Genomic DNA, 24,833 nt, shown 5'->3' on the forward strand with positions numbered 1-24,833 from the left:
GAGGCCATCATGAGCCTGATCAAGGAAATCGATTTCGGCACGCCGATCCGCATCGCCGACAAGACGGTGACGCTGACGATCGACGGCGAGAGCGTCACGGTGCCGGCCGGCACCTCTGTGATGGCCGCCGCGATGAGCGTGGGCACCAAGATCCCCAAGCTCTGCGCCACCGATTCGCTCGAGCCCTTCGGCTCCTGCCGGCTCTGCCTCGTCGAGATCGAGGGGCGGCGCGGCACGCCCGCCTCCTGCACAACGCCGGCCGAGGATGGCATGGTCGTGCGCACCCAGAGCGAACAGCTCCACGGACTGCGCAAGGGCGTGATGGAGCTCTACATCTCCGACCACCCGCTCGACTGCCTGACCTGCTCGGCCAATGGCGATTGCGAATTGCAGGATATGGCCGGCGCGGTCGGCCTGCGCGAGGTGCGCTACGGCTATGAGGGCGAGAACCACGTCTTCGCCAAGGGCAAGGACGGCCTCGCCAACGAGAACTGGCTCGGGCTCGACACCTCGAACCCCTATTTCACCTACGACCCGTCGAAATGCATCGTCTGCAATCGCTGCGTCCGCGCCTGCGAGGAGGTGCAGGGCACCTTCGCGCTGACCATCACCGGACGGGGCTTCGATTCGCGCGTCGCCGCCGGTCCGACCGATTTCCTCGGCTCCGAATGCGTCTCCTGCGGCGCCTGCGTGCAGGCCTGCCCGACGGCGACGCTGATGGAGAAAAGCGTCATCCAGATGGGCCAGCCCGAGCATTCCAAGATCACGACCTGCGCCTATTGCGGCGTCGGCTGCTCGTTCAAGGCCGAGATGCAGGGCGACAAGATCGTTCGCATGGTGCCCTACAAGGACGGCAAGGCGAATGAGGGCCATTCCTGCGTCAAGGGCCGCTTCGCCTATGGCTACGCCACCCATAAGGACCGCATCACCAAGCCGATGATCCGCGCCAAGATCACCGATCCCTGGCGCGAGGTGTCGTGGGAGGAGGCGATCGGCCACGCGGCTTCGGAATTCCGCCGGGTCGAGGCCCAATATGGCCGGGAATCGCTGGGCGCGATCACCTCGTCGCGCTGCACCAACGAGGAGGTCTTCCTCGTCCAGAAGCTGGTGCGCGCCGCCTTCCGCAACAACAATGTCGATACCTGCGCCCGCGTCTGCCATTCGCCGACCGGTTACGGGCTGAAGACGACGCTTGGAACCTCCGCCGGCACCCAGGACTTCAAGTCGGTGGAGAAGGCCGATGTCATCCTCGTCATCGGCGCCAATCCGACCGACGGCCACCCGGTCTTCGCCTCGCGGATGAAGAAGCGTCTGCGGGCGGGCGCCAAGCTGATCGTCGCCGACCCGCGCCGCATCGATATCGTGAAGTCACCGCACATCAAGGCAGAGCACCATCTGCAGCTCAAGCCCGGCACCAATGTCGCGCTGGTCAATGCGCTCGCCCATGTCGTGGTCACCGAGGGCCTGATCGACGAGGCCTATGTCCGCGAGCGCTGCGACCTCGCCGATTTCGAGATCTGGGCCCGCTTCATCGCGCAGGAGGTCAACTCGCCCGAGGCGAGCGCGGAATTCACCGGCGTGCCGGCCGACGAGGTCCGCGCGGCGGCGCGGCTCTACGCCACCGGCGGCAACGGGGCGATCTTCTACGGGCTCGGCGTCACCGAGCACAGCCAGGGCTCGACCACCGTCATGGCGATGGCGAACCTCGCCATGGCGACCGGCAATATCGGCCGCGAGGGCGTCGGCATCAATCCGCTGCGCGGCCAGAACAACGTCCAGGGCGCCTGCGACATGGGCTCGTTTCCCCATGAGCTCACCGGCTACCGCCATGTCTCGGACGAGGGCACCCGCCAGATCTTCGAGACGCTATGGGGCGTCTCGCTCGACATGGAGCCCGGCCTGCGCATCCCCAACATGCTCGACGAGGCCGTCGGCGGCACCTTCAAGGGGCTCTACATCCAGGGCGAGGACATCGCCCAGTCCGACCCCAACACCCAGCATGTCACGGCGGGCCTCGCCGCGATGGAATGCGTCGTCATCCAGGACATCTTCCTGAACGAGACGGCGAAATACGCCCATGTCTTCCTGCCGGGCTCGTCCTTCCTGGAGAAGGACGGCACCTTCACCAATGCCGAGCGCCGCATCAACCGCGTGCGCAAGGTCATGGAGCCGCTCTCGGGCAAGGCCGAATGGCAGGTCACGATCGATCTCGCCCGCGCGCTCGGCTACGAGATGCCCTATTCCCATCCGGCTGAGATCATGGACGAGATCGCGCTGCTGACGCCGAGCTTCGCCGGGGTCAGCTATGCGACGCTCGACAAGCTCGGTTCGGTGCAGTGGCCCTGCAACGACAAGGCGCCCTTCGGCACGCCGCTGATGCATGTCGACCATTTCGTGCGCGGCAAGGGCCGCTTCATGCTGACCGAATTCGTGCCGACCGAAGAACGCACCGGCGCGCGCTTCCCGCTGATCCTGACCACCGGGCGCATCCTGTCGCAATACAATGTCGGCGCGCAGACGCGGCGCACCGCCAACTCGACCTGGCATGACGAGGACGTGCTGGAGATCCACCCCTTCGATGCCGAGAACCGCGGCATCAAATCGGGCGATCTCGTCGCGCTCGCCAGCCGCTCCGGCGATATCTCGCTCAAGGCCGAGGTCTCCGAGCGGATGCAGCCGGGCGTGGTCTACACCACCTTCCACCATGCCGAGACCGGCGCCAACGTCATCACCACCGATTATTCGGACTGGGCGACCAACTGCCCGGAATACAAGGTGACGGCGGTCGAGGTGCGGCGGACCAACTACTATTCGCAATGGCAGGAGAAGAACCGCGAGGAGGACGTCTCGCTGCGGCGCATCGCCGGCAAGAGCGCGGGGAACCTGGCCGATGCCGCGGAATAGCCCACCGGCCCAGCCCCCGGCGACGCTCTCCGTCACGGCCGAGCCGGTGCGCTTCGGCGCCGGCCCCGCGCCTGCGGCGGTGGCCGAGGTCGCCGTCGAGGCGCCGATCAACATCGTCTACGGCAATATGCCCTATGCGGTGATGATGGCGACGCCGTCCGATCTCGAGGATTTCGTCGCCGGGTTCAGCCTGACCGAGGGCATCGTCCGCAGCGTCGACGAGATCAGGGGGATTTCCGTCGCGCCGCAGGCCGACGGCATCGTCGTCACCGTCGACCTCGCGCCCGGCCGCTTCCGCGACCACCTGGCGCGCCGGCGCAACCTGTCGGGGCGGACCTCCTGCGGGCTCTGCGGCATCGAGACCCTGGCCGAGATGCCGATGGCCGGTGCCGACGAGCGGCAGCATCGGCCGATTCCGCCGGACGCCATCCAGGCCGCACTCGCCGCGCTGGATCGGCACCAGCCGCTGCACCGGCTGACGCGCGCGGTCCATGCCGCCGCCTGGTGCGACGCGACGGGGAAGATCCTGGCGGCGCGCGAGGATGTCGGCCGGCACAACGCCCTCGACAAGCTGATCGGGGCGCGGCTCCGGGCCGGTCACGACGCCAGCGAGGGCTTCGTCCTCGTCACCAGCCGCGCCTCTTTCGAGATGATCGAGAAGACCGCGATCTTCGGCGCCGGCACGCTGGTCTCGATCTCGGCGCCGACCTCGCTTGCGATCGAGCGGGCGAAGCGGCTCGGCCTGACGCTCATCTCCGTCGCCCGCGGCGATGCCGCGATCCTCTTTGCCGGTGAACTCGCCGAACACCTGGAGGCCCAGGCACGATGAGCCACGATTATCACGATCCCGAGGCAGTCAAATCGGCCAATCTCGCCAGGCTCGGTCACATGGCCGGGCAGATCGCCGACTATTTCAAATCCTACCCGGAAGAGCAGGCGGTGCCGGCGATCGCTGCCCATATCAACGAGTTCTGGAGCCGGCGCATGCGCCAGGATTTCCTCGCGGCGTTCGATGCCGGTTCAGGCGAGCTTCACCCTCTCGCGAGAGCGGCCCTGGCACGCATCAGGCCTGCGGCGGGCCAATAGCGCTCGGAATTCGTCGATGAAGGCGGCAAGCTGTCGGGCGTCGTCACGGGATTTCGGTCGATCGTCGGCCGACCGAACGGCACAATACGGCTGTCATCGTCGCCGGCGCAGCGCACCGTCCACGCGAAGCAGACGTTGCAACCGTCCGCTCGCCTACGGGCCGACCAGGGCTTCATGCAGCTGCGCGGCCGAGCTGGCGGCCCTGATGCCCTGAAGAACCTCTTGCGAGCGCAGACGCCGGGCCAGGCAGGCGAGGACGTTCAGGTGCTCCCTGTGCGTCTGCACCGGCGTCAGCAGGACGAGGACGATATCGACCGGGCCTGCGTCGATCGCGTCGAAGTCGATCGGCCTGGCCAGGCTCGCCAGCCAGCCGACCGGCCTGGCCAGCCCCGGCACCGGCGCATGCGGGATCGCGACGCCATCGCCCACGCCGGTCGAGCCCAGGCTTTCTCGTCGCATCAGGGCATCGAGAATGACGCTGTCGGGGATGCCGAGCGCTGCCCCGGCCTGCTTGGCGATCGCTTCGATGACCTTGGCCTTGGAGGGGGCGGCAAGGCCCAGAACGACATTCCCGGGACCGACGAAATCCGACGCCTTCATATCCGCACTCGCTGTGGCCGGCTTTTCTGTGGGATCGTTCATTCGATCTCGCGGAGCCGGTAGCCCACCCCTGTCTCCGTCGTGATGTATTGCGGCTGATCCGGCATCCGTTCGAGCTTCTGGCGGAGCTGGCGCACATAGACGCGCAGATACTGCACGTCGGTCGATGCGCCCCAGACCTGATTCAGCAGATATTGATGGGTCAGCACCTTGCCGGCGTGCTGAACGAGCAGGCGCAGGATGTCGTATTCCTTCGGCGACAATTTGATCTCCTTGCCGGCCAGCGTGACGATCCGCTTGACCAGATCGACCGAGAGCTCGCCCGTCTGGAAGACCGGCTTTTCACCCTGCTCCTGCAGCTTGTGGCGAAGGGCGACGCGGATGCGCGCGACCAGCTCCTTCATGCCGAAGGGCTTGGTTACATAGTCGTCGGCGCCGAGCTCGAGCGCCTTGACGATGCCTGCCTCGTCAGTACGGCTCGACAGGATGAGGATCGGCAGGTCGACGTGTTCCTCGCGCCAGCGGCGCAGCAGATCATGGCCGGGCATGTCGGGCAGGCCGAGATCGAGCAGGATCAGGTCCGGCCGGTCGAGCTTGACCTGCTCGATCGCGTCCTTCGCATTGCCGGCCTCGCTGATCGCATAACCTTCGGTGCCGAGGCCGACGCGGAGCAAGCGCCGGATCGGCGGCTCGTCATCGACGATCAGGACCTTCACCGTCGAACTCATGACATCTCTTCCAGATTGAGGGCCTCGGGCGGAACGGGCATCGTGATGGTGAAGACCGAGCCGGAGCGATCGGCCCGGTTGCCGGCGGCGATGGTCCCGCCCATGGCCTCGACGAAGCCGCGGCAGATCGACAGGCCAAGCCCCGTCCCGGCACGGACATGGTCGGTTTTGTCGACGCGGTAGAAGCTGTCGAAGATGCGCTCGAGGTCGGCGGGCGGGATGCCCGGCCCCTCATCCAGCACCTGCAGCTCCAGCCGGCCGTCATCGGCCCAGGCCTGAATGCGGATGGTCGAGCCGGCCGGCGCGTATTTCGCCGCATTGTCGATGAGATTGAACAGGACCTGCTCGAACAGAACGGGATCGAGCCGCAGCATCGGCAGATCGGCGGGCAAATCGGTCTCGATCCTATGCTGGCCCGCGATCTTGGCGACGCGGCGCAGCGCCGTGCCGACGATGTCGCCGAGATATTGCAGGGACGCGTTTGGCTGGGTCGCGCCGGATTCGATCCGCGTCATGTCGAGCAGATTGGCGATGAAGCGGTAGAGCCTTTCCGATTCGTCATTGACGGTCGCGAGCAGATCGATGCGATCGGCCGGCGGGATCTCATCGGGGTAGTCGCGCAAGGCTCCGGCCGCGCCCATGATCGCCGCGAGCGGCGTCTTCAGGTCATGCGAGATCGAGCTCAGCAGCGCCGAGCGCAGACGGTCGGCCTCGGCCGCGAGCCTGGCCCGGTCGACATCGGCGACGAGCTGGATGCGTTCGATCGCCACCGCCGCCTGGTCCGCCAGCGCGTCGAGCAGCCGTTGCTGCTCGGGGGTGAGCAAGGGGCCCTGGCGATCGTCATCGAGCCCTATAACGCCCACGGCCATGCGGCCGGTGCGCAAGGGGAGATAGAGCCGCTTCGCACCAGGCAGGGTGTCGGCGCCGCGCCCGGCCGGCCGGTCATGCTCCCAGGCCCAGCGGGCGGCGGCGATGTCGGCATCGACCAGCGTATCGTCAGGAGGATAGCCGGCGCGCACCGCAATCGTGCCGTCCTCGGGCAGCAGGATCACGACGCGGACCTTGAGCATCGAGGCGATCTGATAGGCCGTGGCCCAGAGCACGTCGTCGAGCGTGCCGGTGCCGGCCAGCTTTTTCGAGAACAAATAGAGGTCTTCCGTCGTCCGGGCGCGCTGTCGCGCCGCCGTGGCCTGACGCTGGACGCGCGCGGTCAGGTTGCTGGCGACCACGGCGACGCCGAGGAAAAAGCCGAGCGCGATCACACTTTCGGGGTCGCTGATCGTGAAGGTGTAGCGCGGCTCGAGGAAGAAGAAGTTGAACGCCAGCGCGCTCAGCACCGAGGCGAATAGCGCCGGCCGCAACCCCGACTGCAGCGCCGAGGCCAGCACCGCCATCAGGAAGACCAGCGCGATGTTGCGCACGTCCAGCACGCGAAAGAGCAGCGTGCCGAAGGCCAGCGCCAGACCGACATGGACCGTGCTCCAGAGATACGGCCAGATCTGGAAGCGTTCCGGCTCGGCCGCGGTCATTGGCCGCGAGGCCTGCACGTCCCGCTCATTGCCGGAAATGACATGGACGCTGATGTCGCCGGCCTGGCGGATCAGCTCATGCGAGACCGAGCCCTCGAAGAGCTCGCGCCAGCGCGCCTTGGCGGGCTTGCCGATGACGATGTGGGTGACGTTGTTGGCCGCCGCATGGCGGATGACCTCGCTGGCGACCGACTGGCCGGGCAGCGTGATCGCCTCGCCGCCGAGCTGCTCGGCCAGGCGCAGGCTCGCGGCGATACGGTCCTTCCCCGGCTCGGCCATGCCCGCGGAGCGCGGTGTCTCGATGTGGAGCGCAGCCCAGGGAGCGCGCAGGCGGTCGGCCTGGCGCTTGGCGTAGCGCACCATCGAGGCGCCGCGCGGTCCTTCATCGATGCAGACCAGGACCCGGTCGCCCGCCGCCCAGGGGCCGGGGATGGCATGGGCCTGCATATGGCTGAGGAGCTGATCGTCGACGCGCTGGGCGGTGCGGCGCAGCGCCAGCTCGCGCAGGGCCGTCAGGTTGCCCGGCGAGAAATAGTTCTCGACCGCCCGGGATGCGGTCCTGGGCAGGTAGACCTTGCCGTCATGCAGGCGCTTGATCAGATCATCGGGCGTCAGGTCGATGATCTCGACATCGTCGGCCCGGTCGATGATCGAGTCCGGCACCGTCTCGCGCACCCGGATGCGGGTGATCTGCGCCACGACGTCGTTGAGGCTCTCGACATGCTGGATGTTCAGGGTGGTGTAGACGTCAATGCCGGCAGACAAAAGCTCCTGGACATCGAGATAGCGCTTGGGGTGGCGGCTGCCGGTGACATTGGTGTGGGCCAGTTCATCGACGAGGACGAGCGCCGGGCGCCGCGCCAGAATGGCGTCGATATCCATTTCCTCGAGCCGGCGGTCCTTATACGCGACGCTGACGCGGGGAATGATCTCGAAGCCCTCGACCAGAGCCTCCGTCTCCTGGCGGCCATGGGTCTCGACCACGCCGATGACCACGTCGACGCCATCGGCCTTGCGCGCCCGCCCCGACAGCAGCATCTCATAGGTCTTGCCGACGCCGGGAGCCGCGCCGAGGAAGATCTTCAGGCGGCCCCGGTCCTCGCGCTCCGCGCTTTCGAGCAGCGCATCCGGCGAGGGCCGGCTCCTGGTCTCGCGCATGTCGTCGGGCATCGGCTTTCAACGTCCGGTGGGACTCTCCGGGGCATCGTCGCGATGCCTCGGAAAGCGATTGTTAGCGGGCGCTGCGATCCAGCGCGAGGTTCAACGCGAGCACGTTGACGACGGGCTCTCCCAGCAGGCCGAGCTTGCGCCCCTCGACATGGCTGTCGACCAGCGCCTTGACCGAGGCCTCGTCGAGGCTGCGCGCCTTGGCCACCCGCGCGACCTGGAAATAGGCAGCCTCCGGCGTGATATGCGGATCGAGACCGCTGCCCGAGGTCGTGACGAGATCGATCGGGACCGGCGCGCCCGGGTTGCTCTCCTTCAGCGTCGCGACATCGTCCTTGATCCTGTCGATCAGCTTCTGGCTGGTCGGGCCAAGATTGGAGCCGACGGAGTTCGCGGCATTGTAGGGCGCGTCTACCGTCTTCGAGGCATCGGCCGGATCGGCCGCCGAGGTGGCCGAGGGGCGGCCGTGGAAGTAGCGCTCGCCCGTAAAGTTCTGGCCGATCAGCGAGGAGCCGATCACCTTGCCGTCCTTCTCGATCAGGCTGCCGGCGGCCTGGCGCGGGAACAGCGCCTGGGCGAGGCCGGTCATCCCCAGCGGATAGGCCAGGCCGGTGATGACGGTAAGCGCGATGATCATGACGATCGCGGGGCGGATTTGCTTGAGCATGGGGCGGTCCTTTAGACGAGGCCGATTACACGAGACCGATGGCGCTGATGGCCATGTCGATGGCCTTGATGCCGACGAAGGGAACGATGATGCCGCCGAGCCCGTAGATGAGCAGGTTGCGGCTGAGCAGGGCGCCGGCGCCGACGGGCCGATACTTCACACCTTTCAGCGAGAGCGGGATCAGGGCGACGATGATCAGCGCATTGAAGATGATCGCCGAGAGAATGGCGCTCTGCGGCGTCTGCAAGCCCATGACGTTGAGCGCGCCGAGCTGCGGATAGAAGGCCAGGAACATCGCCGGGATGATGGCGAAATACTTGGCGACGTCGTTGGCGATCGAGAAGGTCGTCAGCGCGCCGCGCGTCATCAGGAGCTGCTTGCCGATCTCGACGATCTCCACGAGCTTGGTCGGATCGCTGTCGAGATCGATCATGTTGCCGGCTTCGCGCGCCGCGACCGTGCCGGTGTTCATGGCGACGCCGACATCAGCCTGGGCGAGTGCCGGCGCATCGTTGGTGCCGTCGCCGCACATGGCGACGAGCTTGCCCTTGGCCTGCTCCTCGCGGATCAAGGCGAGCTTGTTCTCAGGCGTCGCCTGGGCGAGGAAATCATCGACGCCGGCCTCGGCCGCGATCGCAGCCGCCGTCATCGGATTGTCGCCGGTGATCATCACCGTGCGGATGCCCATGCGGCGCAGTTCGGCGAAGCGCTCCTTGATGCCGCCCTTGACGATGTCCTTGAGGTGGATGACGCCGAGCAGGCGGCCGTCCCTGACCACGGCGAGCGGGGTGCCGCCCGCCTTGGCGATCTCGTCGGCGATCCCTTGAATCTCGCGGATGGTTTCGCCGCTGGCGCGGGTGCTGCCCGTCGCGACGGCGCCCGCATCGACATGTTTCAGCACCGCCTCGACGGCGCCCTTGCGGATCGAGGAGCCGTCGAGATCGACGCCGCTCATCCGGCTCTGGGCGGTGAAGGGCACGAAGGTCGCGTGCAGGCTCGCCATGTCGCGGGCGCGAATGCCGTATGTCTCCTTGGCGAGCACGACGATCGAGCGGCCCTCGGGGGTCTCGTCAGCGAGCGAGGCGAGTTGCGCCGCATCGGCCAGTTCCTGCTCGGTGACGCCGCGAACCGGACGGAACTGCGTCGCCTGGCGGTTGCCCAGCGTGATCGTGCCGGTCTTGTCGAGCAGGAGCGTGTCGACGTCGCCGGCCGCCTCGACGGCACGTCCCGACATCGCCAGCACGTTGAAGCGCACGAGACGGTCCATGCCGGCGATGCCGATGGCGGAGAGCAGCGCGCCGATCGTGGTCGGGATCAGCGTGACGAACAGCGCGACGAGCACGATCACAGGGATGTAGCCGCCGGCATAGGAGGCGAAGCTCGGGATCGTCGCCGTCGCCAGCACGAAGATCAGCGTCATGCCCGCAAGCAGGATGTTGAGAGCGATCTCGTTGGGGGTCTTCTGGCGCTCGGCGCCCTCGACCAGCGAAATCATCCGGTCGATGAAGGTCGAGCCGGCGGCTGCCGTGATACGGACGCGGATCCAGTCGGACAGGACCTGCGTGCCGCCGGTGACGGCCGAACGGTCGCCGCCGGATTCGCGGATGACCGGGGCCGATTCGCCGGTGATGGCGGCTTCGTTGACCGAGGCGACACCCTCGATGACCTCGCCATCGGAGGGGATGATGTCGCCCGCCTCGACGATGACGACGTCGCCGACCTTCAGGCTGTTGCCCGGCACGATCCTGAACTTGGCACGGTCGTCGCCGGAGAGAAGCTTGGCCTGGGTTTCGGTGCGGGTGCGCCGCAGCGACTCGGCCTGCGCCTTGCCGCGCCCTTCGGCGACGGCTTCTGCGAAATTGGCGAAGAGCACGGTGAACCAGAGCCAGATGACGATCTGGAAGGAGAAGCCGAGGCTGGCTCCACCGGTCGTGAGATCCCTGAGGAACAGCACGGTGGTCAGAGCCGAGACGACGGCGACGACGAACATCACCGGGTTGCGGGCGAGGCTGCTTGGATCGAGCTTGCGGACGGCACCGCCCAGCGCGGGGACGAGGATGCGCGTGTCCAGGATGCTCGCGGATTTGGACGGGCTCATGAGAGAGACTCCAGCGTGAATGTTTGAGAGCAGCGGGACCGGTCGGTCATGGCCGCACCGTCAGAAGGTCTGGCCGAGCAGCATTGCGAGATGCTCGACGATCGGCCCCACGGCCAGCGCCGGGAAGAAGGTCAGGCCGCCGACGATCAGGATCACGCCGGCCAGCAGCCCGACGAAGAGCGGCCCGTCGGTCGGGAAGGTGCCGGCCGAGGCGGCCACTGTCTTCTTGCCCACGAGCGAGCCTGCCATCGCCAGGGCCGGGATGATGATCATGAAGCGCCCGATCAGCGCGGCGATGCCGATGGTGATGTTGTACCAGGGCGTGTTGCCGGAGAGTCCGCCGAAGGCCGAGCCATTGTTGGCCGCCGCCGAGGTGTAGGCGTAGAGGATCTCGGAGAAGCCGTGCGGGCCGGCGTTGCCGACCGAGGCGACCGCGCTCGGCAGGACAACCGCGATCGCCGTGAAGATCAGCATGACCGCCGGCAGGCAGAGGATGGCCAGGACCGCCATCTTGACCTCCGTGGCCTCGATCTTCTTGCCGAGATATTCCGGCGTGCGGCCGACCATCAGGCCGGCGACGAAGACCGCGAGCACGACGAAGAGCAGGATGCCGTAGAAGCCGGCGCCGACGCCGCCGACGATGATCTCGCCGAGCTCCATGTTGATCAGCGGAATCAGGCCACCCAGCGCTGTGAAGCTGCCATGCATGGCGTTGACCGCGCCGCAGGATGCAGCCGTGGTGATGACGGCAAACAGCGCCGAGAGCGAGATGCCGAAGCGGACCTCCTTGCCCTCCATGTTGCCGCCCTGGAGGCCCAGCGCGTGGACCAGCGGGTTGCCGGCGGCTTCCGCCCAGTAGCAGATGGCGACACCGGCCAGGAACAGCACGCCCATGGTGGACAGGATCGCCCAGCCCTGCCGCTGATTGCCGACCATGCGGCCGAAGACATTGGTCATCGCGGCGCCGATGGCGAAGATCGAGACCATCTGGATCAGGTTGACGATCGCGTCGGGGTTCTCGAAAGGATGGGCGGAATTGGCGTTGAAGAAGCCGCCGCCATTGGTGCCGAGCATCTTGATCGCGAGTTGCGAGGCGACGGGGCCGACGGCGATCGTCTGCTGGACGCCTTCCAGCGTGGTCGCCTCGATGGAGGACCCGAGCGTCTGCGGCACGCCGAGTGCGACATAGACGAGCGTCAGGACGATGCAGAGAGGCAGCAGGACGTAGAGGGTGGCACGGGTCATATCGACCCAGACATTGCCGATCGACTTGGCCGAGGCCCTGGCGAAGCCACGGATCAGCGCGACCGCGATGGCGATGCCGGTGGCGGCCGAGAGGAAGTTCTGCACGGTGAGTCCGACCATCTGGGTCAGGTAGGACATCGTGCTCTCGCCGCCATAGTTCTGCCAGTTGGTGTTGGTGACGAAACTGGCCGAGGTGTTGAAGGCCAGTTCGGGACCGACCGCCGCCATGCCCTGCGGGTTCAGCGGCAACACGTCCTGAAGCCGCATCAGGAGGTACAGCACGAGAAAGCCGGCGAGGTTGAAGAACAGCATGCCGGCCGCATAGGTCGTCCAGTGCTGGTCCTCGCGCTCGCTCGTGCCGGCGAGGCGATAGAGCGCGCGCTCGACGGGTCCCATGACCGGCGAGAGCAGGGTGCGCTCGCCCTTGAAGACGCGCGTCATGAAGCCGCCGAGCGGTTTCACGAGCAGAACGACGATCCCGCAGAAGGCGAGGATCTGGATCCATCCGTTGAGAGTCATGCCGTTGAGAATCATGGCTGTGGCTTTCCGGGCATTGCGCGTGGCGGTCAGAACCGCTCGGGTCGAACGAGGGCGTAGGTCAGGTAAGCGAGGAGAAACAGGGTCACCGCGCCGCCCAGGATGTATTCAAACAGCATTTTACGCTCCCGACCGGTCAGATACTGGAACAGAACTTGATGTAGGCAAATGATATGCCGAAGAATAACAGGCCCGTTCCTAGTAGAACGATGTCCATGACACGGTGTCCTTGCAGTTGGGCGTCAGCGCGATTGGTAAACACGATCGTCATCGCCGGACTGGCAGGCATTCCGTGGCCCGCCATGCGGCCGACCGCACGTCAGCCCGGGATAGGACGATGATATGGCGTCGAACCGCATAGGGGTTCGAGACAGGCCGCAGGGGAAAGACATAAAAAAACTATAGGAAAATGCGGGATTCGCTGTCGGCGACGAGGAGCAGCAGGCGGAGCGGACGAGGTTGCGGCGCTCGCCGCAGACGCCGATGCACGGGTCTATGCCTCGGGCAGCGAGGACAGCCTGACCGGCCTTCCGCCATCACTGCCGATCGTCGAATACAGCCACAGTCCCGACTCTGCCGACCTCCAGCGCAGGACCACGTCGATTCTCAAGCGCCGTGATCGCAGCCGGCTAACAATCTACAGGGCGGCGTCGGTCTCAGCGACGATGATCGCGAGCTGATGAGTCCGCAGCAGCGTTCATCGCCTCATGAATGCGGATCGAGAACGCGCTCGAACCTGTCGAATTCGATGCAGGCGAGTTTGCCGTCGACGCGCTCCGTGCGCCGGACATAGACGGTCTGGATGATGTCGCGCTTCTCCGCGCCGATCTCGATGGGCCCGCGCGGGCTCTCGATCGACAGCCCCTTGAGCGCCTCGATCAGCGCATCGCCACCGACCTTGCCGCCGCTCCTGGTAAGCCCCGCATTGAGCACGGCGAGGCCGTCATAGGCGGTCATCGCCATGTAGTTGGCGGGATAGTCGCCATGCTGCGCCTGGTAGCCGGCGATGAACCGGCGGTTGAGGGCGGAGTCGTGGGCGCTCGAATAATGATGCGTGGTGATCAGCCCCAGGCCCGCCTCGCCGGCGGCCTGCATGTAGCTGTCGTCCATGGCCTCGCCAGTCGCGAGCAGCTTGATGCCGGCTTCCGCCAGACCGCGCTCGCGGGCGGCCTTGAGGAAATTGTTGGGCAGGTCGCCGGACGGGAAGAAGAAGAACACGGCGTCGGGCTTCTCGTCGCGGACGCGCTGGACATAGGCCGAGACATCGACCCCCGCCAGCGGCACGCGCAGCGCGTTCACGACCCGGCCGCCCTCGGCGGCGAAGCTGGTGGCGAAGGCCTTCTCGGCATCGACGCCCGGCGCGTAGTCGGAGACGACGGTGATCGCGGTCCGCAGACCCTGCCGGCCGGCCCATATGCCCATCGGCGCGCTGACCTGCCCGACCGTGAAGGAGATGCGGGCGATATAGGGCGAGCGGCTGGGGATGACCGAGGCGCTGGCATTGAGGATGATGCAGGGAATCCTGGCCTGCGTCAGAACCGGGCCTATCGCGATGGCGTTGGGGCTGAAATCGAGCCCCATGACAAGGTCGATCCTGTCGCGGGTGACCAGCTCGCGGACGAAGCGGATGGCGAGGTCCGGCGCCGAGCCGCCCGTGTCGCGCCGGATGATCTCGATGTCGCGCCCACCGACCTTGCCGCCGTTCTGCCTGAGCCAGAGCGCCATGCCGTTGTCCATCTGCCGGCCATAGTCGGCATAGGGACCGGAATAGCTGGCGATCATACCGATCCGGAGCGGGCCGGACTGCGCCAGCGCGGGCTGGTCGAGCACTGCGCCCGCCGCCGTGCCGAGCGCGCCTGCGCCCAGGGCCGTCAACGCGGCGCGGCGGCTGATGCCGCTCGCTCGTTGCCGCGCTGCGTCGAATTCGTCGCGCTCCAGGCCTGCCGTCATCGTCTTCGTCGTCCCGATTCTGCCGCGGTCGTCATCCCATGTTCCGTGAGAGCTTGATATAGCCGCGACATTCGATGAAATCCGCACGCGGCGCATTTCCGAAACGCGCAATCGTTGCCAGATGGACACCGTCATGCCGGCCACTCCCGCCAATCCGAGCCCCGCCACGCGCAGCGACAGCGATTTCGATCTCGTCGTCATCGGCGCCTCCTATGCCGGCGTCGGCGTGGTGGCTGCGGCGCGGGAGGCCGGTTTTGCCGGGCGCATCGCGCTCATCGGCGACGAGGCCGACCTCCCCTATCAGCGGCCGCCCCTGTCGAAGGGCTTCCTGCTCGGCAAGGCCGGGCTGGCGAGCCTGCCCTTGAAGGCGGAGTCGTTCTACGCCGAGGCGCAGGTCGCGTTCATGGCGGGACGACGCGCCGTCGCGCTGGACCGGCAGACGCGCCGGGTGCTGCTGGACGACGGCAGCGCGATCGGCTTTCGGACGTTGGCTCTCACGACCGGGGCGCGCGCCGCCGCGCTGCGCTGTGCGGGCGCCGAACTCGACGGCGTCCTCTCGCTGCGCTCGCTGGACGATGCTCGCGCCCTGAGCGAACGGCTCCCCCCCCCCCCGGCGATCGTCATCATCGGCGGCGGCTTCATCGGGCTCGAGGTCGCCTCGGCAGCGGTCACGCTCGGCAAGCGGGTGAGCGTCGTCGAAGCGGGCCCGCGCCTGATCGGCCATGCCGTCGCGCCGGAAATCTCCGCTTTCGTGCAGCACGTCCATGAGGAGCGCGGCGTCACGGTGAAGCTTGCGACGAAGGTCGAGCGGATCGAGGGCGAGGCCGGCCGGGTCGCAGCCGTGATCTGCGCCGACGGTTCGCGCCTGCCTTGCGACCTCGTGCTCGCGGCGGTGGGCGCGGTACCCAATACGGAACTCGCGATCGAGGCGGGGCTCACCGTCGAGGACGGCATCGTCGTGGACGAATTCTGCCGCAGTTCCGATCCCGACATCTTCGCGGCGGGCGACTGCACCAGCCATCCCAATGCTTTCGCGCGGCGGCGGATGCGGCTGAGTTCCGTCCAGAACGCCCATGACCAGGGCCGCGTCGCCGGCAACGCCATTGCCGGCAAGCTCGAACCCTACGAGGCCGTGCCGTGGTTCTGGTCCGACCAGTATGACGTCAAGCTGCAGATGGTCGGCATCGGCGTGCCCGGTGGCCTTGCCGTCCTGCGCGGTTCGATGGAAGAGGGGCGGTTCTCGCTGTTCCGCTATGATGGCGACCGGCTCGCCGCGATCGAGAGCATCAACCGGCCGGCCGACCATATGATGGGCCGACGCCTGATCGCGGCGGGCATTTCGCCGACGCCGGAGCAGGCTGGCGATGCGGGATTCGATCTGCGCGCGCTGACCTGAGGCCCGCCACCTGCGCCGCCTTCAAAATGCCGCTTGCCAGCCGGCGGGAATGGGAGTGCCATGCCGTAGGGGCAAACGCGCCCTTGCGATGGAGACGATCATGTTGAGGGATGCCATCCTTGCCAGCGCTGCCCTGTTGGCGGCAGCCGCCCTGCCGGTCACCCCGGCGGCGGCGCTGACGATGAAGGAATGCAGCGTCAAATATCAGGACGCCAAGAAGGCCAACACGCTCAAGGGCCAGAAGTGGAACGACTTCCGCAAGGCCCAGTGCGGCGACGACGATGCGGACGACAACGAGGCGGCAGCCGCCGTGACCGAGCCGGCAGCACCGGCGACGCCAGCCAAGCCCGCCGCGACGCCCGCCAGCGCACCGGCCAAACCCGCCGCCGCACCGGGCAAGGCGAAGGCCGCCGTGTTCCCGAAGGCCGTCGCGTCGAAGTATTCGGACCTGTCGGCCGGCAAGGCGCGGCTCAAGACCTGCGCGGACCAGTACAACGCCAACAAGGCATCGAACGCCAATGGCGAGCTGAAATGGATCGAGAAGGGCGGCGGCTACTGGAGCCAGTGCAACAGCAAGCTCAAGGGCTGATCTCGGGAGCGGCGGCATCGAAAAGCCGAATTCGCTCCAATCCGAAGGAGGACCGTCATCCCGGGCTTGACCCGGGATCCATGCCGGAGCGCTTCCGAGGAAGGTTCAGGCATGGATCCCGGATCTCCGCTTCGCGGCGTCCGGGATGACGGCGCGGATTCGATAGCGCCAGACGCGTCCCCGGCTGCAGCACGTTGCATTCAGCCCGCGAGTGAGGCCCGCGCCTGCGCGTATTCGCTGGCGAGCCGCGCGCCGAGTTCGGCCACGCTCGGCACGTCCTCGATCGAGCCTACGCCCTGGCCTGCCGACCAGATCGTCTTCCAGACCTTGGCTTCGCTGGCCATGTCGAGCTTGCCGTGGGAGGTCAGATTGTCGGGGTCGAGCCCGGCGGCCTGAATGCTCTCGCGCATGAAATTCGCGTTCACGCCGCTGATTGCGGGGGTGTAGAGGATGTCGGCGGCACTGGTGCGCAGCAACATCGCCTTGTAGGCGGGATCGGCCAGGCTTTCCGTCGTCGCGATGAAGCGGGTGCCGAGATAGGCGAGATCGGCCCCCATAAGCTGCGCGGCCGCGATCTGCGCCCCGCTCGAGATCGCGCCGGCGAGCACGATCGTGCCGGAAAAGAAGCGCCTGATCTCCGCGACCAGCGCAAAGGGGCTCAGCGTGCCGGCATGGCCACCCGCGCCCGCAGCCACGGCGATGATGCCGTCGACGCCGGCCTCGGCCGCCTTCTGCGCGTGGCGCAGGCTGATGACGTCGTGGAAGACCGCGCCACCATAGCCATGCACGGCCTTGACGATGTCGGGTACGGCGCCGAGCGACGTGATGACCAGCGGCACCTTGTGCTGCGCCGTGATCGCCAGATCCTGCTCGAGGCGCGGATTGGTGCGGTGGACGATCAGGTTCACGCCGAAGGGCGCCGCATCGGGACTGCCGGACAGGCGCCCCTGGATCTCGTCGAGCCAGGCGGCGTAGCCCTCGCTGCTGCGTTGGTTGAGCGCCGGGAAGGTGCCGACCATGCCGGCCTTGCAGGTCTCGATCACGAGATCGGGACCCGAGACCAGGAACATCGGGGAGGCGATCACGGGAAGGCGCAGGCGGCCAGTGAGCGAGGCAGGTAGCGGCACGGTTTCATCCCCTCGGACGGTGTTTTGCTCTTGTCGCAGCATCGCTCGTATCAGCGCGCGCGCATGTGTGGAAGCCGCCGCAGGGCCGGGGCGCGCGAGACGCGCTTGCCAAACGGCACGCGCCGGGCGAATCCGGATGGAGCGATTTATCCGAAGCCGGCCGATCCTGGAGAGAGCGACGTGAGCACACCGAACCAGCGTGATTTCGAGCAGCCCGGCCGTTCGGTGGTGATGGGCCGGCGCGGCATGGCCGCGACCTCGCACCCGACCGCGACGCTCACCGCGATCTCGATCCTGCAGGCGGGCGGCAACGCGATCGATGCGGCGGTGGCGGCCTGCGCCGTGCAATGCGTCGTCGAGCCGGGCTCGACCGGCATCGGCGGCGATTGCTTCGTGCTGCTGGCGGCTGGCGGCAGCGACAAGGTCATCGCCTATGACGGCTCGGGCCGCGCGCCGGCGGCCGCAACGCTCGACTGGTATCTTGAGCATGGCTTCACGGAGATCCCGCGCCAGTCCGCCCATGCCGTGACCGTTCCCGGCTCCGTCGAGGCGTGGGCGACGCTGGTCAAGGACCATGGCCGCCTGCCGTTGGCGCAGCTGCTGGAACCGGCCATCGCACTCGCCCGCGACGGCTATGCGGTGGCGCCGCGCGTCGCGGCCGACTGGGCCGGGCAGGCCGCGCTGCTGGCCAAGGATCCGCACGCCGCCCGCGTCTTCCTGCCGGGCGGGCGGGCGCCGCTGGCGGGCGAGGTCCACCACCAGCGCGAGCTGGCAGCGACGCTGCAGGCCATCGCCGAGCGCGGACCGGACGCCTTCTATGAAGGCGAGATCGCGCAGGACATGGTCGACCGCCTGCGCGAGCTCGGCGGGCTGCACACGCTGGAGGATTTCAAGGAGGCGAAGGGCGGCTATGTCACGCCGATCAAGACAAGCTTCCGCGGCCACGAGGTGCATGAATGCCCGCCCGCCGGCCAGGGCGTGATCGCGCTGATGATCCTCAACATCCTGTCGGGCTTCGAGCCGGGCGACGACCCGCTCTCGGCGGACCGCCTGCATGTCGAGATCGAAGCGTCGCGGCTGGCCTACTCCGTCCGCGACGCGGTTCTGGCCGATCCGAGCCAGAGCAAGGTGCCGCTGGACTGGCTGTTGTCCGAGGAGCTGGCGGCGGAGCTGCGCGGCAAGATCGACCTGAAGCAGGCGATCACGGAACTGCCCTCCTTCTCGGCCTCGGCGGTCGAGCACGCCGATACGGTCTATATCAGCGTCGTCGACGGCGACGGCATGGCGGTGAGCTTCATCAACTCGGTCTTCAACCCCTATGGCGCCGCATTGGTCGCACCCAAGAGCGGCGTGCTGCTGCAGAACCGCGGCCAGGGCTTCGTGCTCAAGGCCGGACACCCCAATGCGATCGCGCCGCGCAAGCGCCCGCTGCACACGATCATTCCGGGCATGATGACGCGCGACGGCAAGGTCTGCCTGTCCTTCGGCGTGATGGGCGGCCATTATCAGGCGATGGGCCATGCCCATCTCGTCAGCAAGCTGGTCGACTACGGCCTCGACCTGCAGAGCGCGATCTCGCTGCCGCGTGTCTTCCCGCGCCCGGGCCAGACGGCAATCGAGGCGGAAAAGACGCTGCCTGCGGCGGTGAAGGCCGAGCTGGAGCGGCGCGGCTTCTCCTTCACGGCGCCGGCGGCCGCGATCGGCGGCGGGCAGGCGATCGCGATCGACCATGAGCGCGGCGTGCTGCTCGCAGGCTCCGACCACCGCAAGGACGGCTGCGCGCTGGGGTGGTGACGGAGCGCAGAGCCCACCGGGGGGCGCCAGACGGTCTCGCTAGGTCCCTCTGGTGGGGCAGCACCGTGCGCCGGGCGCTTTTGCCGGCGCATCCACTATGTGAATGACGTGGCAGCGGCATGGCTCCCCTACCATCGAGACGTGAACTGGCGTGATCGCGACTTCGGGCGCGGATCTGGATCGCGAGGAACCGTCGATGGCAATGCTGTACACCATGCGCAAGCTGAGCTGGAGCGTCATCTGCTCGCGCGGAAACCAGTACTTCTGGTGGGCCTATCATTTCGACGGCAAAAGCTCAGTGACCTGGGTCGACGAAAACAACAAGATGACCGGGAGCGGAACCTACAAGATCACCGGCAATGTCATGAAAATGACGTGGTTCAAATCGGCCACGACCGAGTCCTGGGATGTCCCGATCGACACGAACAACTGGACCGGCCGCTGCCGAATGAAGGGACTGGACTATCAACTCGTCGCCAAGGCGCGAAATTTCAAGCCGGCGCCGGAGGACGAGATCGAGCCCGCCTATCAGGAGATCAGGTCGCCGGCGGAAAAGACCGCGATGCTGGAGCAGTGCTCGCAGGCACTCGGCTACATCGTGCACTCGCAGACCAATATGGAAATCTGGTTGAGCACCGTCGCGATCTGTTACGGCAGCGCCTATCAGTCCTTCAACTCGGTCATGAACGAGATCTCGGCCACGCAGAAGCTCGCTTACGACGTCCTGCTTCAGCTCTCGCTCGCATTTCTGGGAGGGGCTGGCGGCGCCGCGGCCGGGCTGGTGGCCGGAAAGGTCGTCAAGGAGGTGATGGCAAGCGCAGCGGGCCAGAGCTTTATCATCGACGGCATCAAGGACATGGCCAAGTACTCGATCCGTACCACCGGAGCGGAGGTCTTCAAAGCGCGGAACGGCGCTCGAATGCCGGTCGAACCTTTCCTTTGGAAGGAGAACGTCAGGCGCGTCGTGCTGGCCGAATTCGGTCTTGCCACAGCGGGGCTGAATTTCTGGCGCGAGGGCATCAACAATGACAACGACTATCTTCCTGCCGGGTTCGATCCGCTCGCCGAAATCAAGCAGGACCTCCAGATCACGGCCAACGGGCAGCGGATTCCAGTCAACAATCTGCCGCCGCTCGACGAGAACGCGCTCCAGTTCGCCTATGAACGCAGCTGGCTCGTAGGCTGGCTCGAAAAATGCGCCGACAGCGTCACGGTCATACCCGGCGTACGCGCTTCGGTTGCCGACACCCTGACCGACTACGGTCTCAGGATCGGGGTCTCGAACATCAGACAGCTGGTCAAGAACGCCATTCCGATCGACTACGACCCGATGCTGATATACGGCGCGCCGCAATAGGCGCGGGGATGACAGCGCTCAAGAATCCATCTTCAGCGCCGCGATGAAGGCTTCCTGCGGGATTTCGACCTTGCCGAACTGCCGCATCTTCTTCTTGCCTTCCTTCTGCTTGTCCAGAAGCTTGCGCTTGCGCGAGGCATCGCCGCCATAGCACTTGGCCGTGACGTCCTTGCGCAGCGCGCGGATGGTCTCGCGTGCGATGATCTTGCCGCCGATCGCCGCCTGGACGGGGATCTGGAACATGTGCGGCGGGATCAGGTCCTTGAGCTTCTCGCACATGGCGCGACCGCGGGCATCCGCGCGTGAGCGGTGGACCAGCATGGACAAGGCGTCCACCGGCTCGGCATTGACAAGGATCGACATGCGCACGAGGTCGCCCTCGCGATAGTCGGTGATGGCATAGTCGAAGGAGGCATAGCCCTTCGAGATCGACTTCAGCCGGTCGTAGAAGTCGAACACCACCTCGTTCAGCGGCAGGTCGTAGATGACCTTGGCGCGCGAGCCGACATAGGACAGGTCGGTCTGAACGCCGCGACGGTCCTGGCAGAGCTTCAGGACCGAGCCGAGATATTCGTCGGGCGTAAAGATCGTCGCCTTGATCCAGGGCTCCTCGATCGTCTCGATCTTCATGACGTCGGGCATATCGGCGGGGTTGTGCAGTTCCAGCACCGTGCCGTCGCGCAGGTTCAGGTGATAGACCACCGAGGGCGCGGTCGAGATCAGGTTGAGGTTGAACTCGCGCTCCAGCCGCTCCTGGATGATCTCCAGATGCAGCAGCCCGAGGAAGCCGCAGCGGAAGCCGAAGCCGAGCGCGGCGGAGGTTTCCATCTCGTAGGAGAAGCTGGCGTCGTTCAGGCGCAGGCGCGACATGGCGGAGCGCAGCACCTCGAAATCGGCGGCATCGACCGGGAAGATGCCGCAGAACACCACCGGCTGCACCGGCTTGAAGCCCGGCAGCGCCTGCGGCGTCTGGCGTTTCTCGTCGGTGATGGTGTCGCCGACCGCCGTGTCCGCGACCTCCTTGATCGAGGCGGTGAAGAAGCCGACCTCGCCGGGGCCGAGTTCCTTGACCTCGGTCATCTTGGGCTTGAACACGCCGACGCGATCGACGCCATAGGAGGCGTTGGCGCGCATCATGCGGATGGTCATGTTCTTCTTGAGCACGCCGTCGATGACGCGCACGAGCACGACGACGCCGAGATAGGCGTCATACCAGCTGTCGACCAGCAGGCACTTCAGCGGCGCGTCGAGATCGCCCTTGGGCGCGGGCAGCTTCTGGACGATCGCCTCCAGCACGCCCTCGATGTTGATGCCGGTCTTGGCCGAGATCGGCACGGCCTCCGAGGCGTCGAGCCCGATCACGTCCTCGATCTGCTGCTTGATGCGCTCGGGTTCGGCGGCGGGCAGGTCGATCTTGTTGAGGACGGTGACGATCTCGTGGCCGGCGTCGAGCGCCTGGTAGACATTCGCCAGCGTCTGCGCCTCGACGCCCTGCGACGCATCGACGACCAGGAGCGAACCCTCGCAGGCGGCGAGCGACCGAGAGACCTCATAGGCGAAGTCGACATGGCCGGGCGTGTCCATCAGGTTCAGGATGTAATCCTTGCCGTCCTGGGCTCGGTAGTCGAGCCGCACGGTCTGCGCCTTGATGGTGATGCCGCGCTCCTTCTCGATATCCATCGAGTCGAGCATCTGCTCGCTCATGTCGCGCGCCGCCACCGTGCCGGTGGTCTGGATCAGCCGGTCGGCCAGCGTCGACTTGCCGTGGTCGATATGCGCCACGATCGAGAAATTGCGGATGTTGTCGAAGGTCTTCGTGCTCATGGGCGCGGGAATAGCAGCGATGCCGCATCACGCCAAGCTTTTGCGGCGTTCGCGGCTATTCCGCCGCGGCGAGCTGCGGAGGCGTGGGAGAAGGCTCCTCCGCCCAGGTCAAGGCGCGGTAGTCGAAGCCGCTCTCCAGAGTCGGCTTGACCACGGCGAAATAAGGCGAGATGTCGAAATCGCGCGGCATATAGAGCGAATGATGCCTGATGTGCAGGATTTCCTCGAAATCCTCCGCATCCATCGCCTGCGCATATTCCACCGTCGGCAGAACCGGATAGCGCGCCGCCTCAAAAGCCTGCGCGATCAGCGTCGAGCAGATCGCCCGCGTCGGGTCGCCCGAGCCCAGCGCGATCATGCGTCGGCGCCAGCGGGAGGGGACCAGCGGCACGGGGACGAGCCAGCGCAGCAGGTCAACGATGTTCTTGAGATCGTATTGGGTGCCGAGGCGGCCGAGCGCATAGGCGGCGACGCTGGCGCAGCCCGCGGCGTCAAGCCCCTGCGGCCGGCAGATCCGTGTTCCGAAGGCGCCATATTTGGACAAGGGCGAAAGCACGCAGCCGACATCCATCTCGACCTCGACCAGGACGAGCGGCTCGCCATCCGGGCTGAACTGGTCGGTTTCACCGACGTAAAGGGCCGCGTGCGACCAAGTCGACTGGGTCAGATACTTGATCGCGGTCGAGACCTTCATGCCGCCCTCGACCAGCAGCACATCACCTGGCCTTAGCACGCTCCTGAGCCGCGCCAGCGCCTTCGCGTCGACCGGGCTGGCCTCCTGGCGATTGCGCGTAATGAAACGCACGACCGTCTGCCCAAGCCACTCGAGCCCCCTGTTCATGGCTGCTCTCCTCCGTCTCGCTTCCGTCGACGGCGCCATCTTCGGCGTCATTGACGTCTACCCTTGCGGCACACCGGTAAGTTTTCAGCAAATCGGGCGCCGTACCGCGCAATTCCGGTCGAGAGACTTCAAGTTGTAGTGAAAGCGAGGTTCATGCCGCCTACCCGTGAAAAGGCGGCGTTCGATGAGATCCTTACCCCGACCACGTTAATTCCATCAAGAGCCATTGTAATTCCTATATAATGGAATATCATGGGTCTGATGGAGAAGCTGAACGACCTCGATCTCGACAAACGCCTGGGTGAGCGAATCAGGCGGCTGCGCCTCGCTGCCGGGATGACGCTCGACCAACTGTCCGAACGCTCGGGCGTCAGCCGCGCGATGATCTCGCGGGTCGAGAGGGGGGAATCGAGTCCGACGGCAGCGCTGCTGGACCGAATCTGCGCCGGTCTCGGGATCTTCCTGTCGGCGCTGTTTCGCGACGAGGACCATGGCGGCCCGCTGGTGCGGCGCGCGGATCAACCGGTCTGGGCCGATCCGGCCAGCGGCTATGTCCGGCGCAATGTGTCGCCGGCGGGCACCGGCTCGGGCGTCGAGATCGTCGAGGTCGAGATGCCGGCCGGCGCGCGCGTCCTGCTCGACGCGGCTCGCAGCGCCCACAGGCTCGACCAGCAGGTCTGGGTTCTGGCCGGCGAGATGGTGATCATGTTCGGTGGCGCCGAGCACCGGCTGTCGGCCGGCGACTGCCTGCAGATGCTGCTCGACGGGCCGATCGCCTACCACAACCCCGGCAGCGTCTTGGCGCGCTATGCCGTCGTGCTGACCACGCCCGGCCGCGCGCCGCTCGAAGGATAACCATGATGCCGGTGGACGAGCCCCTGGTCGAAACGCTTTCTCCCGACGCCGCCCGGGCGGCTATCCCGGCGCTGGTCGCGATCCTCGACGATTGCGTCGCCCATGGCGCCTCGGTCGGCTTCATGGCGTGGAATACGCCGGAGGACTATCGCGGTTTCTGGAGCGGGGTTGCAGGCGAGGTCGAAGCCGGCCGCACGATTCTTCTGGCTGCGCGCCTGGCCGGCGAGATCGTCGGCACGGCGCAGCTTCAGCTGATCGGCAAACCCAACCAGCCGCACCGGGCCGAGGTCGCCAAGGTGCTCGTCCATTCGCGGGCGCGCCGGCGTGGGATCGGCGAGGCGCTGATGCAGGTGGTCGAAGCCGAGGCCCGCAAGGCCAGGCGCGACCTGCTGGTGCTCGACAGCGACGAGGGGGGCGCGGCGCGGCGGCTCTACAATCGGCTCGGCTGGACGGAAGCCGGCACGATCCCCCGGTTCGCGCTGTTGCCGGACGGCCGCTTCTGCGGCTCGACCTTCTTCTACAAATCGCTCGCCTGAAGC

General features: G+C 66.7%; 20 protein-coding genes. 9 read left to right on the forward strand and 11 right to left on the reverse strand.

The annotated features are described in order from the left end of the window. Nucleotides 1-9 precede the first annotated feature (9 nt). Genes fdhF through AE618_RS17250 form a run of 3 tightly spaced genes read left to right on the forward strand, consistent with a single transcriptional unit; the run spans nucleotide 10 to nucleotide 3,990 of the window. Complete coding sequence (fdhF, locus tag AE618_RS17240) at nucleotides 10-2,904, forward strand: formate dehydrogenase subunit alpha (protein WP_054210294.1); 2,895 nt, start codon at nucleotides 10-12, stop codon at nucleotides 2,902-2,904. Then, nucleotides 2,891-3,733: a formate dehydrogenase accessory sulfurtransferase FdhD gene (gene fdhD / locus AE618_RS17245; protein ID WP_054210295.1), complete on the forward strand. Its 843-nt coding sequence runs from the start codon at nucleotides 2,891-2,893 to the stop codon at nucleotides 3,731-3,733. Before fdhF ends, fdhD begins: the two co-directional genes overlap by 14 nt. Next, nucleotides 3,730-3,990: a formate dehydrogenase subunit delta gene (locus AE618_RS17250; RefSeq protein WP_054210296.1), complete on the forward strand. Its 261-nt coding sequence runs from the start codon at nucleotides 3,730-3,732 to the stop codon at nucleotides 3,988-3,990. Before fdhD ends, AE618_RS17250 begins: the two co-directional genes overlap by 4 nt. 153 nt (nucleotides 3,991-4,143) lie before the next feature. Here AE618_RS17250 and AE618_RS17255 read toward each other — a convergent pair whose 3' ends face one another. The 8 genes from AE618_RS17255 to AE618_RS17290 all read right to left on the reverse strand — a co-directional run bounded on the left by AE618_RS17255 (nucleotide 4,144) and on the right by AE618_RS17290 (nucleotide 14,511). Then, complete coding sequence (locus AE618_RS17255) at nucleotides 4,144-4,632, reverse strand: PTS sugar transporter subunit IIA (protein WP_248310917.1); 489 nt, start codon at nucleotides 4,630-4,632, stop codon at nucleotides 4,144-4,146. Continuing rightward, complete coding sequence (locus tag AE618_RS17260) at nucleotides 4,629-5,318, reverse strand: response regulator transcription factor (RefSeq protein WP_054210298.1); 690 nt, start codon at nucleotides 5,316-5,318, stop codon at nucleotides 4,629-4,631. The genes AE618_RS17255 and AE618_RS17260 overlap by 4 nt, the downstream gene beginning before the upstream one ends. Further along, nucleotides 5,315-8,017: a sensor histidine kinase gene (locus AE618_RS17265; protein WP_054210299.1), complete on the reverse strand. Its 2,703-nt coding sequence runs from the start codon at nucleotides 8,015-8,017 to the stop codon at nucleotides 5,315-5,317. Before AE618_RS17265 ends, AE618_RS17260 begins: the two co-directional genes overlap by 4 nt. 61 nt (nucleotides 8,018-8,078) lie before the next feature. Beyond that, nucleotides 8,079-8,681 carry a K(+)-transporting ATPase subunit C gene (locus AE618_RS17270; RefSeq protein ID WP_054210300.1) on the reverse strand — a complete coding sequence of 201 codons (603 nt, stop codon included), beginning with the start codon at nucleotides 8,679-8,681 and terminating at the stop codon, nucleotides 8,079-8,081. A 25-nt stretch (nucleotides 8,682-8,706) separates the two neighbouring features. After that, a complete protein-coding gene (gene kdpB / locus AE618_RS17275; RefSeq protein WP_054210301.1) occupies nucleotides 8,707-10,779 on the reverse strand; it encodes a potassium-transporting ATPase subunit KdpB in 2,073 nt (690 codons plus the stop codon). 60 nt (nucleotides 10,780-10,839) lie between these two features. Beyond that, the gene (kdpA, locus tag AE618_RS17280) at nucleotides 10,840-12,543 is read right to left on the reverse strand and encodes a potassium-transporting ATPase subunit KdpA (protein WP_054210492.1); all 1,704 of its coding nucleotides are present in this window, start codon (nucleotides 12,541-12,543) and stop codon (nucleotides 10,840-10,842) included. Nucleotides 12,544-12,590: 47 nt separating this feature from the next. After that, a complete protein-coding gene (gene kdpF, locus AE618_RS17285; RefSeq protein ID WP_054210302.1) occupies nucleotides 12,591-12,680 on the reverse strand; it encodes a K(+)-transporting ATPase subunit F in 90 nt (29 codons plus the stop codon). A 586-nt stretch (nucleotides 12,681-13,266) separates the two neighbouring features. Next, complete coding sequence (locus tag AE618_RS17290; RefSeq protein WP_082365358.1) at nucleotides 13,267-14,511, reverse strand: ABC transporter substrate-binding protein; 1,245 nt, start codon at nucleotides 14,509-14,511, stop codon at nucleotides 13,267-13,269. Between the two features lie 133 nt (nucleotides 14,512-14,644). On the opposite strand from AE618_RS17290, the gene AE618_RS17295 reads away from it, so the two are divergent. After that, on the forward strand, nucleotides 14,645-15,907 hold the full coding sequence (locus AE618_RS17295; protein WP_054210494.1) for an NAD(P)/FAD-dependent oxidoreductase: 1,263 nt from the start codon (nucleotides 14,645-14,647) through the stop codon (nucleotides 15,905-15,907). 100 nt (nucleotides 15,908-16,007) lie between these two features. Further along, on the forward strand, nucleotides 16,008-16,496 hold the full coding sequence (locus AE618_RS17300) for a hypothetical protein (RefSeq protein WP_054210495.1): 489 nt from the start codon (nucleotides 16,008-16,010) through the stop codon (nucleotides 16,494-16,496). Between the two features lie 200 nt (nucleotides 16,497-16,696). Here AE618_RS17300 and AE618_RS17305 read toward each other — a convergent pair whose 3' ends face one another. After that, nucleotides 16,697-17,623, reverse strand: coding sequence for an NAD(P)H-dependent flavin oxidoreductase (locus tag AE618_RS17305; protein WP_054210303.1), 927 nt, complete (start codon nucleotides 17,621-17,623; stop codon nucleotides 16,697-16,699). A gap of 231 nt (nucleotides 17,624-17,854) precedes the next feature. Here AE618_RS17305 and ggt point away from each other — a divergent pair, with 231 nt between their 5' ends. Both ggt and AE618_RS17315 read left to right on the forward strand, forming a co-directional pair. Then, nucleotides 17,855-19,417 (forward strand): gamma-glutamyltransferase, encoded by a 1,563-nt coding sequence (gene ggt / locus AE618_RS17310; RefSeq protein ID WP_054210496.1) that lies wholly within the window; start codon nucleotides 17,855-17,857, stop codon nucleotides 19,415-19,417. Nucleotides 19,418-19,613: 196 nt separating this feature from the next. Beyond that, on the forward strand, nucleotides 19,614-20,774 hold the full coding sequence (locus AE618_RS17315; RefSeq protein WP_156330323.1) for a hypothetical protein: 1,161 nt from the start codon (nucleotides 19,614-19,616) through the stop codon (nucleotides 20,772-20,774). 18 nt (nucleotides 20,775-20,792) lie between these two features. Here AE618_RS17315 and lepA read toward each other — a convergent pair whose 3' ends face one another. Further along, nucleotides 20,793-22,598: a translation elongation factor 4 gene (gene lepA, locus AE618_RS17320; RefSeq protein ID WP_054210305.1), complete on the reverse strand. Its 1,806-nt coding sequence runs from the start codon at nucleotides 22,596-22,598 to the stop codon at nucleotides 20,793-20,795. 55 nt (nucleotides 22,599-22,653) lie between these two features. Then, complete coding sequence (locus AE618_RS17325) at nucleotides 22,654-23,439, reverse strand: hypothetical protein (RefSeq protein ID WP_054210306.1); 786 nt, start codon at nucleotides 23,437-23,439, stop codon at nucleotides 22,654-22,656. A gap of 252 nt (nucleotides 23,440-23,691) precedes the next feature. Between AE618_RS17325 and AE618_RS17330 the strand changes: the two genes are divergently transcribed. Together AE618_RS17330 and AE618_RS17335 are read left to right on the forward strand one after the other, a co-directional pair. Further along, nucleotides 23,692-24,294: a helix-turn-helix domain-containing protein gene (locus AE618_RS17330; protein WP_432704508.1), complete on the forward strand. Its 603-nt coding sequence runs from the start codon at nucleotides 23,692-23,694 to the stop codon at nucleotides 24,292-24,294. Nucleotides 24,295-24,296: 2 nt separating this feature from the next. Beyond that, nucleotides 24,297-24,830 carry a GNAT family N-acetyltransferase gene (locus AE618_RS17335; RefSeq protein WP_054210307.1) on the forward strand — a complete coding sequence of 178 codons (534 nt, stop codon included), beginning with the start codon at nucleotides 24,297-24,299 and terminating at the stop codon, nucleotides 24,828-24,830. Nucleotides 24,831-24,833 lie beyond the last annotated feature (3 nt).

The sequence above is a fragment of the Allobosea vaviloviae genome (assembly GCF_001298265.1).
GTDB classification, from domain to species: Bacteria; Pseudomonadota; Alphaproteobacteria; order Rhizobiales; family Beijerinckiaceae; genus Allobosea; species Allobosea vaviloviae_B.